This window comes from Mycobacterium sp. AMU20-3851 (assembly GCF_043974665.1).
In the GTDB taxonomy this organism is placed as follows: Bacteria; Actinomycetota; Actinomycetes; order Mycobacteriales; family Mycobacteriaceae; genus Mycobacterium.
Genome location: NZ_CP146371.1, coordinates 4,367,160 through 4,383,166 on the forward strand (window position 1 = coordinate 4,367,160; position 16,007 = coordinate 4,383,166).

The 16,007-nt window shown below is 68.9% G+C and carries 14 protein-coding genes; 10 read left to right on the top strand and 4 right to left on the bottom strand.

Annotation, left to right across the window (positions count from 1 at the left end; genetic code table 11):
• Positions 1-10 precede the first annotated feature (10 nt).
• From V4U86_RS20875 to V4U86_RS20910, 8 genes are all read left to right on the top strand, one after another.
• A complete protein-coding gene (locus V4U86_RS20875) occupies positions 11-754 on the top strand; it encodes a GntR family transcriptional regulator (protein ID WP_395307824.1) in 744 nt (247 codons plus the stop codon).
• Complete coding sequence (locus V4U86_RS20880; RefSeq protein ID WP_395307825.1) at positions 751-2,268, top strand: AMP-binding protein; 1,518 nt, start codon at positions 751-753, stop codon at positions 2,266-2,268. Before V4U86_RS20875 ends, V4U86_RS20880 begins: the two co-directional genes overlap by 4 nt.
• Positions 2,259-3,032, top strand: coding sequence for an SDR family NAD(P)-dependent oxidoreductase (locus V4U86_RS20885; protein ID WP_395307826.1), 774 nt, complete (start codon positions 2,259-2,261; stop codon positions 3,030-3,032). The genes V4U86_RS20880 and V4U86_RS20885 overlap by 10 nt, the downstream gene beginning before the upstream one ends.
• Positions 3,029-4,525 (top strand): AMP-binding protein, encoded by a 1,497-nt coding sequence (locus tag V4U86_RS20890; protein WP_395307827.1) that lies wholly within the window; start codon positions 3,029-3,031, stop codon positions 4,523-4,525. Before V4U86_RS20885 ends, V4U86_RS20890 begins: the two co-directional genes overlap by 4 nt.
• Positions 4,526-4,534: 9 nt before the next feature.
• Complete coding sequence (locus V4U86_RS20895) at positions 4,535-5,332, top strand: SDR family oxidoreductase (RefSeq protein ID WP_395307828.1); 798 nt, start codon at positions 4,535-4,537, stop codon at positions 5,330-5,332.
• A gap of 77 nt (positions 5,333-5,409) precedes the next feature.
• A complete protein-coding gene (locus tag V4U86_RS20900; RefSeq protein WP_395307829.1) occupies positions 5,410-5,751 on the top strand; it encodes a hypothetical protein in 342 nt (113 codons plus the stop codon).
• Positions 5,752-5,822: 71 nt separating this feature from the next.
• Positions 5,823-6,677, top strand: coding sequence for a serine hydrolase (locus V4U86_RS20905; RefSeq protein ID WP_395307830.1), 855 nt, complete (start codon positions 5,823-5,825; stop codon positions 6,675-6,677).
• 66 nt (positions 6,678-6,743) lie between these two features.
• Positions 6,744-7,400 (top strand): TetR/AcrR family transcriptional regulator, encoded by a 657-nt coding sequence (locus tag V4U86_RS20910; RefSeq protein WP_395307831.1) that lies wholly within the window; start codon positions 6,744-6,746, stop codon positions 7,398-7,400.
• Here the strand turns inward: V4U86_RS20910 and V4U86_RS20915 are convergent.
• Complete coding sequence (locus tag V4U86_RS20915; RefSeq protein ID WP_395307832.1) at positions 7,397-7,783, bottom strand: heme-binding protein; 387 nt, start codon at positions 7,781-7,783, stop codon at positions 7,397-7,399. The two genes, V4U86_RS20910 and V4U86_RS20915, sit on opposite strands and share 4 nt — an antisense overlap.
• Positions 7,780-8,160, bottom strand: a complete 381-nt coding sequence (locus tag V4U86_RS20920; RefSeq protein WP_395307833.1) for a hypothetical protein — start codon at positions 8,158-8,160, stop codon at positions 7,780-7,782. Before V4U86_RS20920 ends, V4U86_RS20915 begins: the two co-directional genes overlap by 4 nt.
• Positions 8,161-8,300: 140 nt before the next feature.
• Here V4U86_RS20920 and V4U86_RS20925 point away from each other — a divergent pair, with 140 nt between their 5' ends.
• Positions 8,301-12,815 carry an ATP-dependent helicase gene (locus V4U86_RS20925; RefSeq protein WP_395307834.1) on the top strand — a complete coding sequence of 1,505 codons (4,515 nt, stop codon included), beginning with the start codon at positions 8,301-8,303 and terminating at the stop codon, positions 12,813-12,815.
• Between the two features lie 46 nt (positions 12,816-12,861).
• On the top strand, positions 12,862-13,617 hold the full coding sequence (nei2, locus tag V4U86_RS20930) for an endonuclease VIII Nei2 (protein ID WP_395307835.1): 756 nt from the start codon (positions 12,862-12,864) through the stop codon (positions 13,615-13,617).
• On the opposite strand, the gene V4U86_RS20935 is transcribed toward nei2, so the two are convergent.
• Both V4U86_RS20935 and V4U86_RS20940 read right to left on the bottom strand, forming a co-directional pair.
• The gene (locus tag V4U86_RS20935; RefSeq protein ID WP_395307836.1) at positions 13,605-14,777 is read right to left on the bottom strand and encodes a fatty acid desaturase family protein; all 1,173 of its coding nucleotides are present in this window, start codon (positions 14,775-14,777) and stop codon (positions 13,605-13,607) included. The two genes, nei2 and V4U86_RS20935, sit on opposite strands and share 13 nt — an antisense overlap.
• A 35-nt stretch (positions 14,778-14,812) precedes the next feature.
• Entirely contained in the window at positions 14,813-15,868 is a 1,056-nt protein-coding gene (locus V4U86_RS20940) for a ferredoxin reductase (protein ID WP_395307837.1), read from the bottom strand.
• Positions 15,869-16,007: the final 139 nt, after the last annotated feature.

Here is a 16,007-nt window from a genome sequence, read left to right on the forward strand (position 1 = left end):
CGGCCCAGCGATGACCACCCAAGCACCCGAGCACCGCTACCTGCAGGTGGCCCGCACACTCCGCAAGGAAATCGTGGACGGGGTCTATCCGGTCGGTTCGCAGTTGCCGACCGAACACGAACTGTGTGAACGCTTCGCGGTCAGCCGGTACACCGTGCGCGAAGCGCTGCGTCGCCTGCGCGACGACAACCTGGTGTCCTCGCGCCCCCGGACCGGCACGCTGGTGGTCCCCCGGCCGTCGTCGAGTTCCTATGCCCAGGACGTGATGTCGATCAACGACCTGCTGGCGTTCGCATCCGGCGCACAGTTCGAGATCGAATCCAACGCGATGGTGACCATCGACGCCGACCTCGCCGGTTCCACCGGCCTGGGCATCGGCGAGCAATGGCTGGCGGTGCGCGGGTACCGCCGGGACGCCGAGACGAATACCCCGATCTGCCGCACCGAGTACTACATCAACCGCGCGTTCGCGGCGGTCGGCCGGATGCTGCACCGTCACACCGGGCCGATCTTCCCGCTCATCGAGGATCTCTACGGTGTCAGTATCACCGAGGTACACCAGGAGATCACCGCCATCGGGCTGCCACCCGAACTCGCCGACCTGCTGAAGACTCCCGCCGGCGCTCCCGCCCTGCAGATGCAGCGCACCTACACCACATCCGACGGCGAGATCGCCCAGGTGACCGTCAACACCCACCCGGCCGCGACCTACCGGCATTCGATGACGATGCGGCGCGTCAAGGACCAGCCGTGAGCACCCTCGCCGATGCCCTGACCGTCGCGGCGCAGCGCACACCCGACCGGGTGCTCATCGTCGACGGCGACACCGAGCTGGACGCGAAAACCCTTCAGCACCAGTCCGAGTCGCTGGCCGCTGCGATGTCACAGCAGATGCCGACCGGCAGCGTGGTGTCGTTCATGCTGCCCAACTGGCACGAAGCCGCCGTCGTCTACCTGGCCGCCACCATGGCGGGGATGGTGGTCAACCCGATCCTGCCCTCGCTGCGGGACAGCGAGCTGCAGTTCATCCTCGCCGACGCCGAGGTGCGGATGATCTTCATACCGGCCGAGTTCCGCGGTTTCGACTACGCCGCCATGCTGGCCCGGGTGACCGCCGGAATGAACACCCCTCCGGTGGTCGTCGTGTGCCGCGGCGGGCATCCGGGTTTCACCGAGTTCGCCGGGTTGCTGGCCGCATCGCCGGCCGCCGCGGTGACGCTGGATCCGGCAGCGGTGCGGATGATCATGTACACCTCGGGTACCACCGGGCGCCCCAAGGGCGTGCTGCACACCCATGATTCGATCGCCGCGCTGATCGGCCAGCTCGGTGAGCACTGGCGCATCGAAGCCGGTGACACCTTCCTGGTGCCGTCCCCGATCGCGCACATCGGCGGTTCCATCTACGCGTTCGAATGCCCGCTGCTCCTGGGCTCGACCGCCGTCCTGATGGACCGCTGGGACCCCGATGAGGCCGTCGCCCTGATGCACGAGCACCGGTGCACCCACATGGCCGGGGCCACCCCGTTCCTGGACGGGCTGCTCGCCGCGGCCGAGCGGGCCGGCAGCCGGCTACCCGATCTGAAGGTGTTCATCTGCGGTGGCGCCTCGGTGCCGGCGTCGCTGATCCGCCGGGCCGCCGGCTATTTCGAGCGAGCCATCGTCACCCGGGTGTACGGGTCCACCGAGGTGCCGGTGTCCACCGTCGGTTCACCCGAGCACCCGGACCGGGCCGCCGATACCGACGGCCGGGCGGGCATCGCCGCCCTCACCGTGGTCGACGGGGAGATCCGGGTACGCGGGCCGCAGATGCTCGCCGGCTATCTGCATCCCGAGGACAACGCCGGGGCCTTCGACGAGGACGGCTTCTTCCGCACCGGCGATCTCGGACATCTCACCGAGGACGGCTACCTCGTGGTGACCGGACGCGCCAAGGACCTCATCATCCGCAACGGGGAGAACATCTCCCCCAAGGAGGTGGAGGACATCCTGATCGGTCACCCCGCCGTCGCCGAGATCGCCGTGGTCGGGGTGCCCGATCCGCGCACCGGGGAACGCGCCTGTGCGGTCATCGTTCCTGCCGAAGCGCCGGACGCCACGCCGACCGTCGCGGATCTCGCCGCGCTGCTTTCCACGCACGGCCTCGCCAAGTTCAAGACTCCCGAGCAGGTGGTCGTCTGGGACACCCTGCCCAAGAACGACGCGGGCAAGGTCCTCAAACACCAGATCCGGGCAACGCTGATGAAGGGATCACACTCCAGATGCAGGTAGCGATCGTGACCGGGGCCAGCAGCGGTATCGGCTTCGGCTGTGCCGTCAAACTCGCCGAGGCCGGCATGGCGGTGCTGGGTGCGGGCCGGGACCACGAGCGGCTCACCGAACTCGAGCAGGCCATCGGCGATCCCGACCGGATCGCCACGCTGGCCGTGGATCTCACCGCCGACGATGCCCCGGCCCGGATCGTCGACGCGGCGGTCTCCCGGTGGGGCCACGTCGATTTCCTGATCAACAACGCCGGGGTCGGCAGCCCCAAACCACTGCACGAGACCGATGACGAATCGCTGGACTACTTTCTGGGCCTGATGCTGCGCGCCCCGTTCCGGTTGGCCCGGGATGTACTGCCGCACATGGGTCCCGGCTCGGCGATCATCAACGTGACATCGACCTTCGCGGTGGTGGGCGGCATGCGCGGCGGCGCCTACTCGGCAGCCAAGGGCGGTCTCACCGCGCTGACCGGTCATATCGCCTGCCAGTACGGCGCCGAAGGAATCCGGTGCAATGCGGTCGCCCCGGGAGTCACCCTGACCCCGATGGTGGCCACCCGGCTGGAGGACGAGCGGTTCCGCAAGATCAACACCGAGATGACCCCGCACACCCGGCTCGGCACGGTCGACGACATCGCCAGCACCGTGGCGTTCCTGTGCTCTCCCGGAGGGGCTTTCATCAACGGGCAAACCATCGTCGTCGACGGCGGCTGGAGTTCGACGAAGTATCTGTCCGACTTCGCGCTCAGCTCGGAGTGGGTCGCCAAGTGAACCTGTTCGCGGTACTCGACCAGGCCGCGACGCGGTTCGGTGACCGCGGGGCGGTCTACCGCGGCACCGAGCAGCTGCACACCTTCGGCGAACTGCGGGACCGGGCACTGCGGCTGGGCGCCTCACTGCAGCTGGATGCGGGTGCCCGCATCGCGATCGCCAGCGAGAACCGGCCCGAGATAATCGAATTGATGTTCGCGGCCTGGGCGGCCGGATGCGTCGTGGTACCGATCAATTTCAAGCTGCATCCCCGCGAGATGACGCAGATACTCGACGACTCCGGCGCCGCACTGGTGTTCGCGTCACCGAAGATCGCGGCCGGGCTGGCCGGGGTCACCGAGGTGCCGATCGAGGCCGTCGACTCCCCCGCCTACCGTGCACGCCTGACGAGTACTGCGGCAGTCCCCGCCGACACCGATGCGGATGCACTCGCCTGGCTGTTCTACACCAGCGGAACCACCGGAAAATCCAAGGGCGCCATGCTCTCCCACCGAAACCTGATGGCGATGACGGTGTCGCATCTGGCCGATTTCGACACCCCGGACGAGAATTCCAGTCTGGTGCACGGCGCCCCGATGTCGCACGGCTCCGGCCTGTACATCCTGCCCTACGTGCTGCGGGCGGCACGGCAGGTGATCCCCGCCTCCGCCGGATTCGACCCCGCGGAGTTCCTCGAGTTGTGCGGCCACCATCCGCGCACCAGCTGCTTCCTGGCGCCCACCATGGTGGCGCGCCTGGTGGCGACCGGCCGCCCGCGCCCCGACAACCTGACCACCGTGGTCTACGGCGGCGGGCCGATGTACATCGACAGTCTGAAGAAAGCGATGGCCGCGTTCGGGCCGGTCTTCGTCCAGCTCTACGGGCAGGGCGAGGCCCCGATGACGATAACCGGGCTGCGCCGCCAGGATCACCTGTCCGGCAACGGATTGGCCGACGACGCGGTGCTCGGCTCGGTCGGCTACCCGCGATCCGGGGTCGAGGTCGCAGTCCTGGGCGCCGACGGCAATCCGGCCGGTGTCGACGAGATCGGCGAGATCGTCTGCCGCGGTGACGTCGTCATGTCGGGCTACTGGAACAACCCGGAGGCCACCGCGGCCACTCTGGCCGGCGGCTGGCTGCACACCGGGGACATGGGCTCGTTCGACGCCCACGGCTACCTCACGCTGCGCGACCGCAGCAAGGACGTGGTGATCAGCGGCGGCAGCAACATCTACCCGCGCGAGGTGGAGGAGGTGCTCGTCGAGCACGCCGGGGTGGAGGAGGCCTGTGTGGTCGGTGCGCCCGACGAGGAGTGGGGCGAGGTGATCGTCGCCTTCATCGTCGGCACCGCCGCCGAGGCCGAGCTCGACGCGCATCTGCTGGAGCGGATCGCCCGGTTCAAACGCCCCAAGCACTACGTCTACGTCGACGAGCTGCCGAAGAACAGCTACGGCAAGGTCCTCAAGCGGGAGTTGCGCGACCGGGTGCGGGATAACCGGGGAACCTTGCGGTAGACACATCCCATGGACATCGAAGGCCGGGTGGCCGTGGTCACCGGAGCGGGTTCGGGTATCGGGCGCGCCCTGGCACAGGTGCTGGTCGCCGGTGGGGCGTCGGTGGTGGCCGGCGACATCGACAGCGATACGGCGACACAGACCGCCGCTGACATCGGCGACCGGGCCGTCGGGGTCGGAGCCGACGCCGCCGCCCAGAGCGGGATCGCCACCCTGCTGGACACTGCGCGGGATGCGTTCGGGCCGGTCGACATCTACGTCGCCAACGCCGGGGTGATCGGGGCGCCCGGGCTGGGCTCCGAGGGCGACTGGGACCGGGTTCTCGAGGTGAACCTGCGCGCACACATCCGGGCGGCCGACGCGCTGCTGCCGGAATGGGAGCGGCGCGGCAGCGGTTATTTCGTCAGCGTCGCATCGGCGGCGGGTCTGCTCACCCAGGTCGGTGCGGCCGGTTACGCGGTGAGCAAGCACGCCGCGGTCGGTTTCGCCGAATGGCTGGCGATCACGTACGGCGACAACGGAATCGGCGTGACGTGTGTATGCCCGATGGGGGTGGACACCCCGCTGCTCGGCGACATCCGCGACTCGGCCGATCCGGTCGCGCGGGTGGCCGCCGACTCGATCACCACCGCCGGTGAGGTGCTCAGCGCGCAGCGGGTCGCCGAGCTGACAGTCGAGGCGGTGCGCACGGACCGCTTCATGGTGCTGCCGCACCCGGTGGTCGTGGACATGTTCGGTGGCAAGGCCGCCGACCACGACCGCTGGATCGCCGGGATGCGCCGGTATCAGCGGTCGTTGCGCGGCTGAGCCGCGCACCCCTCATCGGCGACCTCGCCCTGGAGCTCCTTCACTTCGGACTTGAAGATACGCATCGATCGGGTGGCGTGGCGGGGCCATTCGTCGGTTACCTCTGTTCCAACGAGATCACCGTGACCATGTCGCTTCCCCTGCAGGTGCACGGCAGGTTCTCGGGCGTCATGTGCGCCGACGTCCTGGTGTCCTCGCTGGAGAACGTGCTGCTCCCCGATCATCCGGATATCGGTTGCAGCACAATGTATCTCGCTACCCAGCGGGGGGCACGCTACTGCCCTGGCGTCACTCGCGATGAGCGCGGGGTCGTCCACATCGCCGCCTCCGATGCCCGTCGCGTCAACGCTGCGGTGATCGCCGAAGGCGCCTACGGACCCACACCCCGGCAGACGGTTTGCTCTGCGCACACCGATTAGGCCTGCTCATGGATGGGTACAGCGTCGGTAACCCCCGCACCGCCGGTTCGGGATCTGCTCAGAGGAGACTTATGCGTTGGCGGCTGCGAAACCCGGCGATGACAGCAACGGCGATCCTATGTGTGGCGCTACTCGGCATCGGTGGTGCAGCGCAGGTCTCGGCTGCGCCACCCGCTCAGCCCGTGGCGCCGTGGTCCGGGCTCGACGCCCGCGTCCGGCAGGCCACCACGGATGCCGCAGCAACCGGGGCCGACATCACTGCGGTCGTGCTCGACCGCAGTACCGGCCAGCGGGCATCGAGCCGGGCCGACCAGTCCTTTCCGATCGCCTCGGTGGTGAAGCTGTTCATCGCCGACGACCTGCTGCTGCAGGAATCGGCGGGCGAGACGACGCTGTCCGCTGCCGACCGCGCGTCGCTCGACTCGATGCTGCGCTCTTCCGATGACAGCGCCGCTCAGAAGTTCTGGGATCGCAGCGGCGGCAACGCCGTCATCGCCCGCATCAAGGCGCGGTACGGGTTGGCGGGCACGACAGCACCCTACAACGGGCATTGGGACGTGACCACAAGCACCGCAAGCGACCTGGTCCGTTACTACGACATGCTGCTGAACGGGACCGGCGGGCTGCCGCCGGAACGGGCCGGCATCATCATCAGCAACCTCGCGCAGTCCACGCCGACGGGTAACGACGGCTACCCGCAGCGGTTCGGCATTCCCGAGGGCCTCTATGGCGAGCCTGTCGCGGTCAAGCAGGGCTGGTTCTGTTGCTGGAACGGGGCCAACCAGCTGCACGTGTCCACCGGCGTGATCGGCGCCGACCGCCGCTACGTGATGGCGATCAGCTCCCTGGACCCCACGAGCGCATCAGGTGCCCGCGAAAACATCACGCAGGCGGTGCAGACGATGTTTCCGGATGGAAAGATCTAGCGCCGCGGGACGCCTGCCGGGTGAGTCCCGGTCCGCTGTTGCACACGTGCACACTACGATGCCCCCGTGGGCGAAACCCGGCGGCGCCTGTCCCCCGGCGACCGGCGCAGCGAGCTGTTGACCCTCGGTGCCGAAGTCTTCGGACAGCGCCCGTACGACGAGGTCCGCATCGACGAGATCGCCGAACGCGCCGGTGTGTCCCGGGCGCTGATGTACCACTACTTCCCGGACAAGCGGGCGTTCTTCGCGGCGGTGGTGCGGGCCGAGGGCGAGCGGCTGTTCGAGGCCACCAATGCCCCGCTGGATCCGCAGCAGACCCTGTTCACCCAGGTCCGCCAGGGTGTACTGGCCTATCTGCGCTACGACGAACAGCACCCGCACGGCGCCTGGTCCGCCTACATGGGTATCGGCCGGGCCGACCCGGTGCTGCGGGGACTGGACGACGGTACGCAGGCCAATGACAAACAGGCCGAGCGGATCCTGCGCCACGTGTGGGCGGTCGCCGGCGAACCGCCGGACGAAACGGCGGCGCGCAATCTGCGCACCGTCGTGTACGGCTGGCTGGCGTTCACCTTCGAGCTCTGCCGCCAACGCGTGCTCGACCCGACCCTGGACGCCGGCTTTGTCGCCGACACGTGTGCACACGGTCTGCTCGACGCCATCGGCCGGGTACCGGGCCTCCCGGCGCAGCTGGCCGCCGCGATCGCCCCCGAACGGCGTTAGACGCCGCAGCGGTTACGGAAGTCCCGGGTGGGTTGCCGGATGGCCCGGAGCTCGTCCCGCACTTGCGGATTCGCCGTCATGAAGACTTCGGTTTCAGCGCGGCGCTGTTCCTGGTCCTTACCCGCCAGGGAGGTGAAGAAGTCGTTCACCGGCGGGTGGGTGAACAGATAGGCCGACGTCGCCGCGGTCACCCCGGCGACGATGCCGGACAGATCGGCCGCGGTGCAGTTGGGGGGAAGCGGCTGCGCCGGCGGCTCCGCGGCTGCCGAGGTAGCGGTTCCGATCGCGACGGCCAACGCAGCGAGCGCCACCGCCGCGACCCGGCGGGCCGAACTGGGATCAAACACCATGTCGTTCTCCTCGATCGATTTCGGTTCACTCATCGCCGGCCTCCGCCGCCACGGCCACCGCCCCGGCCTCCGCCGATATTGGGCCCGCCGGGACCACCGGGCCGGCCGATATCCGGACCACCGGGTCCGCCCGGACCACCGGGCCCGCCGGGATTCGCGTCGACGTCGAGGTTGATCGTCCAACCCCAGTCGTTGTCACAGCCGTACCAGTCGTCGAAATCGCACGCGTACGGCGTGTACGGCCCGGCACCGCTGGGACCACTGCCGCTGTTGGAACCGCGCACGTCGCCCTGCGAGCAGATCGTGGTCCCGCCGGTGCTGGTGCAGTCGGCGGCTGCTACGGGTGTAGGTGTGATGGATACGCCCGCGCCGATCAACACGGGTAGCGCGAGTACTGCGAACAGCCGCATCTCCAGGCTCCTTTGATTCGCGTCATGAGCGAACTCACGGCTTGGCTGAACGTCAGGATCATAAATCGCGCCCGCCGGATCCGCACGACTATTCGCACTGCTCAGAGCGACTTGTCGGTGGGTTGGTGCACCATGGCAAGGTGGCCCGCACACCCGTCGACCCGCTCGCGCGTTTCAGCTCGCTGACGCGCGAGTGGTTCGCGGGCACCTTCCCCGCCCCCACCGCGGCCCAGGCGCAGGCCTGGGACACCATCGCCGACGGGGACAACACCCTGGTCATCGCCCCCACCGGATCGGGCAAGACGCTGGCCGCGTTCCTGTGGGCGATCGACGATCTGGCCCGCGCTCCGTCGGAGCCCGGCGCCGGGACCCGGGTGCTCTACATCTCGCCGCTCAAGGCACTGGCGGTCGACGTCGAGCGCAACCTGCGCACCCCGCTGACCGGCCTGACCCGGGTCGCCGAACGGCTCGGTGCGCCCGCCCCGGAGATCACCGTCGGGGTCCGGTCCGGGGACACCACCCCCAAACAGCGCCGCGATCTGGTCACCCGGCCTCCGGACATTCTGATCACCACCCCGGAATCGCTGTTCCTGATGCTGACCTCGTCGGCGCGGGACACCCTGACCGACGTGCGCACCGTCATCGTCGACGAGGTGCACGCCGTCGCCGCCACCAAACGCGGTGCCCACCTTGCGGTTTCACTGGAACGTCTCGATGCCCTGCTGGACCGTCCGGCACAGCGGATCGGGTTGTCGGCAACGGTCCGCCCGGCCGAGGAGGTGGCCCGTTTCCTCACCGGCACCGAACGGCCCGCCCGGATCGTCGCCCCACCCGCGGACAAGACCTTCGAACTGCAGGTGCAGGTCCCGGTGCCGGACATGACCAATGTGGCCGAGGGCTCCATCTGGCCCGACGTCGAGGAACGCATCGTCGACCTGATCGAGGCGCACCGGTCGTCCATCGTGTTCACCAACTCTCGGCGTCTGGCCGAACGGCTCACCTCCCGGCTCAACGAGATCCACGCCGAACGCACCGGCATCGAACTGCCGGCCGGGCACAACACCAAGGTGGCCGGCGGCGCACCGGCGCACGTGATGGCCAGCGGGCAGAGTTTCGGGGCGCCACCGCTGCTGGCGAAGGCACACCACGGCTCGGTGAGCAAGGAGCAGCGGGCCCTGGTCGAGGACGATCTCAAGAGCGGGCGCCTCAAGGCCGTGGTGGCCACCTCCAGTCTGGAACTCGGCATCGACATGGGGGCGGTGGATCTGGTGATCCAGGTGTCGGCGCCCCCGTCGGTGGCCAGCGGGCTGCAGCGGGTCGGCCGGGCCGGCCATCAGGTGGGTGAGATCTCCCAGGGCGTGCTGTTCCCCAAGCACCGGACCGACCTGATCGACTGTGCGGTGACGGTGCAGCGGATGCGGGCCGGCCAGATCGAGACCATGCGGGTGCCGGCCAATCCGCTCGATGTGCTCGCCCAGCACACGGTGGCCGCGGCGGCTCTGGAACCGCTGGACGCCGACACCTGGTTCGATGCGGTGCGGCGCAGTGCCCCGTTCGCGACGTTGCCGCGCAGCGCCTTCGAGGCGACGCTGGACCTGCTGTCGGGCAAGTATCCGTCCACCGAGTTCGCCGAGCTGCGGCCCCGCCTGGTCTACGACCGCGACGCCCGCACCCTGACCGCGCGGCCGGGTGCGCAGCGGTTGGCCGTCACCTCCGGCGGCGCCATCCCGGACCGTGGCCTGTTCACCGTGTATCTGGCCACCGAGAACGACAAGCCTTCCCGGGTGGGCGAACTCGACGAGGAGATGGTCTACGAATCCCGGCCCGGGGACGTCATCTCCCTGGGCGCGACCAGTTGGCGGATCACCGAGATCACCCACGACCGAGTGCTGGTGGTGCCGGCACCCGGGCTGCCCGCGCGGCTGCCGTTCTGGCGTGGCGACAGCGTGGGCCGCCCGGCCGAGTTGGGTGCCGCGGTGGGCGCGTTCACCGGTGAGCTGGCGGGCCTGGGCGCCGACGAGTTCCGGCAGCGCTGCCACGACACCGGATTCGACGACTTCGCCACCGACAACCTGTGGCAGCTGCTCGACGAACAGCGCCAATCCACCGGCGCGGTGCCCAGTGACACCACCCTGGTCGTCGAACGCTTCCACGACGAACTCGGTGACTGGCGGGTGATCCTGCACTCGCCCTACGGTCTGCGGGTGCACGGCCCGTTGGCGCTGGCGGTCGGGCGGCGGCTGCTGGAGCGGTACGGCATCGACGAGAAGCCCACCGCGTCCGACGACGGCATCATCCTGCGGTTGCCCGACGGCGGTGAGGATCCGCCCGGGGCGGACCTTTTCGTGTTCGACGCCGACGAGCTGGAACCCATCGTCACCGCCGAGGTCGGCGGCTCGGCGTTGTTCGCGTCCCGGTTCCGGGAGTGCGCGGCCCGGGCGCTGCTGCTGCCGCGGCGCCACCCCGGCAAGCGCTCGCCGCTGTGGCACCAGCGCCAGCGGGCCGCCCAATTGCTCGATGTGGCACGCAAATACCCCGACTTCCCGATCGTGCTGGAGACCGTACGGGAATGCCTGCAGGACGTGTACGACGTGCCCGCCCTGACGGATCTGATGCAGCAGATCGCGCAGCGCAAGATCCGTCTGCTCGAGGTCGAGACGGCCACGCCGTCCCCGTTCGCGGCCTCGGCGCTGTTCGGCTACGTGGGCGCGTTCATGTACGAGGGCGACAGCCCGCTGGCAGAACGCCGTGCCGCGGCACTGTCCCTGGATACCGTGCTGCTGGCCGAACTTCTGGGCCGGGTGGAACTGCGCGATCTGCTCGACCCGGACGTCGTGACGGCCACCACCCGGCAGCTGCAGCATCTGGATCCCGACCGCGCCGCCCGCGACGCCGAGGGGGTGGCGGATCTGCTGCGGTTGCTCGGTCCGCTGACCGAAGCGGAGATCTCCGAGCGCAGCGCGGGCGCCGACATCGGCGGCTGGCTGGACGGACTACGGGCCGACCGCCGCGCCCTGACGGTGTCGTTCGCCGGGCAGACCTGGTGGGTGACCGTCGAGGACGTCGCGCTGCTGCGCGACGGTGTGGGGGTCGCGGTGCCGGTGTGGGTGCCGGTCAGCCTCACCGAATCGGTGGCCGACCCGCTCGGTGACCTGCTGGGCCGGTACGCCCGCACGCACGGGCCGTTCAGCACCGAGCAGGCCGCCGCCCGCTTCGGGCTGGGTGTCCGGGTGACCGCCGATGTGCTGGCCAGGCTGGCCGGGGACGGCCGGCTGATCCGCGGAGAGTTCACTGAGACGATCTCCGGGGCATCGGATCAGTGGTGTGATGCAACGGTTCTCAAGATTCTGCGGCGTCGCTCGCTGGCTGCGCTGCGTGCCGCGGTGGAGCCGGTCAGCACGGCTGCCTACGGGCGGTTCCTGCCGGCCTGGCAGCATGTCGGCTCCACCGCGAACCGCGGCGTGGACGGGCTGGCCACGGTGATCGAACAGCTGGCCGGCCACGCGATGCCGGCCTCGGCGGTGGAATCCCTGGTGTTCAGCCAGCGGGTGGCCGATTACCAGCCCGCGATGCTCGACGAGTTGCTGGCCTCCGGTGAGGTCACCTGGTCCGGTGCCGGTCAGATCGGCGGCAGCGACGGGTGGATCGCCTTCCACCCCAGCGACTCCGCACTGCTGACCCTGGCACCGCCGGCGGAGATCGACTTCACCGACGATCACCGGGCGATTCTGGAGTCCCTGAGTCACGGCGGTGCGTACTTCTTCCGGCAGCTCGCCGACGGTTCGTCGAGCGAGTCGCTGAAATCGGCGTTGTGGGAACTGATCTGGGCCGGGTGGGTCACCGGTGACACCTTCGCGCCGGTGCGCGCCCTTTTGCACGGTCCGCGCCGGTCCGGCGCCCCGTCGCACCGGCAGCGCCAACGCCCGCCCCGGTTGAGCCGGTACAGCCTGACCAGCGCACAACCGCGGACCGACCCGACGGTGGCCGGTCGGTGGTCGGCGTTGCCGCCGACGACCACCGACTCCACGGTGCGCGCTCACTTTCAGGCCGAGCTGCTGCTGAATCGCTACGGGGTGCTCACTCGCGGTGCCGCCGACGGGGTCCCCGGCGGTTTCGCCATGCTCTACAAGGTGCTCACCGCTTTCGAGGACGCCGGTCGATGCCAACGCGGCTACTTCGTGGAGTCCCTCGGTGGCGCCCAGTTCGCGGCGGCCGCCACCGTCGACCGGCTGCGCTCCTACCTCGACGGCGTGGACCCGCAACGCCCCCAGCTGCACGCCGTGGTGCTGGCCGCGACCGACCCGGCCAACCCGTACGGGATGGCATTGCCGTGGCCCGGCGACGGCGAGGTGACCCACCGGCCCGGGCGCAAGGCCGGGGCGCTGGTGGCCCTCGTCGACGGTCAGCTGGCCTGGTTCCTGGAGCGCGGCGGGAAATCCCTGCTCAGCTTCGGCGCCACCCCCGAGGCGCAGGGTGCGGCCGCGGCGGCGGTGGCCAGTCTGGTCAGCACCGGGCGGGTGCCCTCGCTGCTGGTGGAACGGATCAACGGGGTCTCGGTACTGGACCCCGGCGCCGGGGCCGAGCACGCCGAGACGGCCGAGGCCCTGGTGACCGCCGGATTCTCCCGCACTCCGCGCGGCCTGCGGCTGCGCTGACCCCGCCGGTGGCGCCGGCCGGACGCCGCAGCCTGTTCAATGGGGTATGCCCGAAGGTGACACCGTGTTCCGCGCCGCCACCAAACTGCGTGAGGCGCTGGCCGGGAAGACTCTGACCCGCTGCGACATCCGGGTCCCCCGCTACGCCGCGGTCGACCTGCGCGGGCAGGTCGTCGACGAAGTGCTCAGCCGCGGTAAGCACCTGTTCATCCGGGTCGGTGAGGCGAGCATCCACTCCCACCTCAAGATGGACGGCAGTTGGGTGATCGGATCGTTCCGGGGGGCGCCGCACCGGATCCGGGTCGTGTTGGGCACCGCGGACAGCGTGGCGTACGGAATCGATCTGGGCATCCTGGAGGTGTTGGAACGTCGCCTCGATCAGGACGCGGTGGCGCACCTGGGACCCGATCTGCTGGGTCCGGACTGGGATCCGCAGCGCGCGAAGGCGAACCTGATCGCCGACCCGGACCGGGAACTGGCCGATGCGCTGCTGGACCAGCGGGTGATGGCCGGCGTCGGCAACGTCTACGCCAACGAACTGTGCTTCGTGCTGGGCAGGGCACCCGACGCGGCCGTGGGCACGCTGGCCGATCCGTTGCGCATGGTGCAGCGGGCACGGGACATGTTGTGGCTCAACCGCAACCGAGCCAGCCGCATCATCACCGGCAATACCCGGCGCGGGCAGCAGTTCTGGGTGTACGGCCGGGCCGGAGAGCCGTGTCGCCGCTGCGGCACGCTCATCGAGCGCGACGACAGCGGCGACCGGATCAGGTACTGGTGCCCGAGTTGTCAGGCGACCTGAGCCGCGTCCTCCGCGCGCCGGGGCGCCGGCGCCCGGTTCGGCAGGGCCAGCCGGCAGATCTTCTTGATCACCGAGAAGAACTGCTTGGGCAGCGGCCCACTGTTGTACGGCAGCCCGTAGCGACCGCAGATCTCCTTGACTTCCGCGGAGATCTCGGCGTACCGGTGCGCCGGGATGTCCGGGAACAGGTGATGCTCGATCTGGAAGGACAGGTTGCCACTGAAGATGTGGAACCACTTTGCTTGTTCGGGGCGAGCGGAGCGACGGGGAAACAGCCCGGTGAGGTTTGCCGATCCCAGTAGTTGCCGGTAGTACCACTGGCCGCGGGTTTCGGCCTTGGTCTCCTCGACGGTGAACTCGTGGGTGCCCTCGGGGAAGTGACCGCAGAAGATGATGGAGTAGGACCACACGTTGCGCATCAGGTTGGCAGTCATGTTGCCGGCGAACACAAATGGCGCGAACGGTCCGGCCAGCAGCGGGAAGGCCACGTAGTCCTTGACGGTCTGCTTCCTGACCTTGGCCCACATCTCGGTGAGCATGTCCTTCTTGTCGGAGAGCCGGATCTCGCCGGATCGGATGCGCTCGGTCTCCAGTTCGTGCAGCGCGACGCCGTACTGGAAGAGCACCATCAGCAGGAACGCGTACACCGGGTTACCGAGGTAGTACGGGTGCCACTTCTGGTCCTCGCTCATCCGCAGGATGCCGTAGCCGATATCGCGGTCGAGATCGACGATGTTGGTGTAGGTGTGGTGCATGTAGTTGTGCGAGTGCCGCCACTGGTTGGACGGGCAGGCCGAATCCCACTCGAAGTTCTGGCCGCGCAACGCCGGGTCGCCCATCCAGTCGTACTGGCCGTGCATGACGTTGTGGCCGATCTCCATGTTGTCCAGGATCTTCGACAGTCCGAGCAGCACCGTGCCGATCGGCCAGGCCGGCGGCAGGAAGAGCAGGACACGGCCGCCGACCTCAAGTCCGCGTTGCCACTTGATGATCTGACGGATGTAGTTGGCGTCGCGCTCACCGAGGTCGGCCAGCGCGCGTTCGCGGATGGCGTCCAGTTCTGCACCGAAGGACTCGAACTGTTCGGCGGTCAGCGTGTACTTGGCGGAGCTGCGGGGCTCGGAAGTGGCAGAGCTACGGGGCAATTCGAGGGTCGTCATGACGTTGCCTTTCGTTTCTCGGTTTTTCAGGTGGTCTACAGGTCTATGGCGACGTCGCCCACCGGGGCGCTGACGCAGATGCGGACGTCTTCGCAGTCGTCCGTGGATACCGTGCCGTTGAGCAGATTGCGCACGACACCACGGGTTTTCGGTCGGGTGCAGCTGAAGCAGATGCCCATCCGGCAGCCGCTCTCCGGGTTCAGCCCGGCGGCCTCGGCCTGCTCGAGCAGGGTCTGGCCGCTGTCGGTGACCTCGACGCCGCTGGCGGTGAAGGTCACGGTGCCGCCGGTGGAATCCACGGGCACCGCGAACACCGGCGGGACAAAGCTCTCGGACCGGGCGTCGGGGTACACCTCGCGCATGGATTCGATGAGCACCGCCGGCCCGCAGACGAACACCGCCTCCGGGTCGGGCATGGCCGCGGCCAGATGGTCAGGCCCGAAGTGCCCGTGCAGATCGGCTCCCGCGGTATCGCGGGTGTATCCGTGCAGCACCCGAACGCCGGGCATCGCGTCGAGTTCTGCGCGGTAACAGGCCTCCGCCGCCGATCGCGAGTAGTGCACGAAGGCGATCTCGCCGGTGAATCCCTCGGCGCGCAGGGTACGCAGCATGGCCAGCACCGGGGTGATGCCGCTGCCGCCGGAGACGAACAGGATGCGCGACGGGCGCGTATCGGGCAGCACGAAATCACCGGCGACCGAGTCCAGACCGACGATCATGCCGGGCCGGGCTTCGTCGCACAGGTAGGTCGACACCAGGCCGCCGTCGTGACGCCCCACGGTGATCTCCAAACATGCGCTGCCCTCGGCGTTGGCCGGTGAATAGCAGCGGGTGCGGCGGCGTCCGTCGATCTCGACGCTCACGTTGATGTGTTGGCCGGCCCGAAAGCCGGCGAAGGCACGGTTGGGTTGCAGGGTCAGCGTGACGCTGCGTGGTGTCTGGCGCCGCACCGCGACGATGCGGGCGCGGGCCTGGCCCTGCGTCCAGGTCGGGTCGACGAGCTCGGTGTAGCGGTCGATGCCATGCGGCCCGGTCAGCAGCTTCAGCAGCGAGGACCGGGACACCCGCTGCGTCAATGTTTCAGTGAACATATGTACACCATCAGTCAGTACCGCCGGTTCCGTCAACCAATCTGACCAGCTTGTGTTGCGACTCACACCGTGAACAAATGTTCGCCCAAATTACAGTGGATTGTTCTCGGATCGAGGCTGGCCCGACCCGGCCACACGC

Bases quoted from the DNA above. Each gene is read 5' to 3' on its own strand.
- V4U86_RS20875 (WP_395307824.1), top strand. From the start codon at position 11: ATGACCACCCAAGCACCCGAGCACCGCTACCTGCAGGTGGCCCGCACA.
- V4U86_RS20885 (WP_395307826.1), top strand. From the start codon at position 2,259: ATGCAGGTAGCGATCGTGACCGGGGCCAGCAGCGGTATCGGCTTCGGC.
- V4U86_RS20895 (WP_395307828.1), top strand. From the start codon at position 4,535: ATGGACATCGAAGGCCGGGTGGCCGTGGTCACCGGAGCGGGTTCGGGT.
- V4U86_RS20905 (WP_395307830.1), top strand. From the start codon at position 5,823: ATGCGTTGGCGGCTGCGAAACCCGGCGATGACAGCAACGGCGATCCTA.
- V4U86_RS20915 (WP_395307832.1), bottom strand. From the start codon at position 7,783: ATGAGTGAACCGAAATCGATCGAGGAGAACGACATGGTGTTTGATCCC.
- V4U86_RS20920 (WP_395307833.1), bottom strand. From the start codon at position 8,160: ATGCGGCTGTTCGCAGTACTCGCGCTACCCGTGTTGATCGGCGCGGGC.
- nei2 (WP_395307835.1), top strand. From the start codon at position 12,862: ATGCCCGAAGGTGACACCGTGTTCCGCGCCGCCACCAAACTGCGTGAG.
- V4U86_RS20935 (WP_395307836.1), bottom strand. From the start codon at position 14,777: ATGACGACCCTCGAATTGCCCCGTAGCTCTGCCACTTCCGAGCCCCGC.
- V4U86_RS20940 (WP_395307837.1), bottom strand. From the start codon at position 15,868: ATGTTCACTGAAACATTGACGCAGCGGGTGTCCCGGTCCTCGCTGCTG.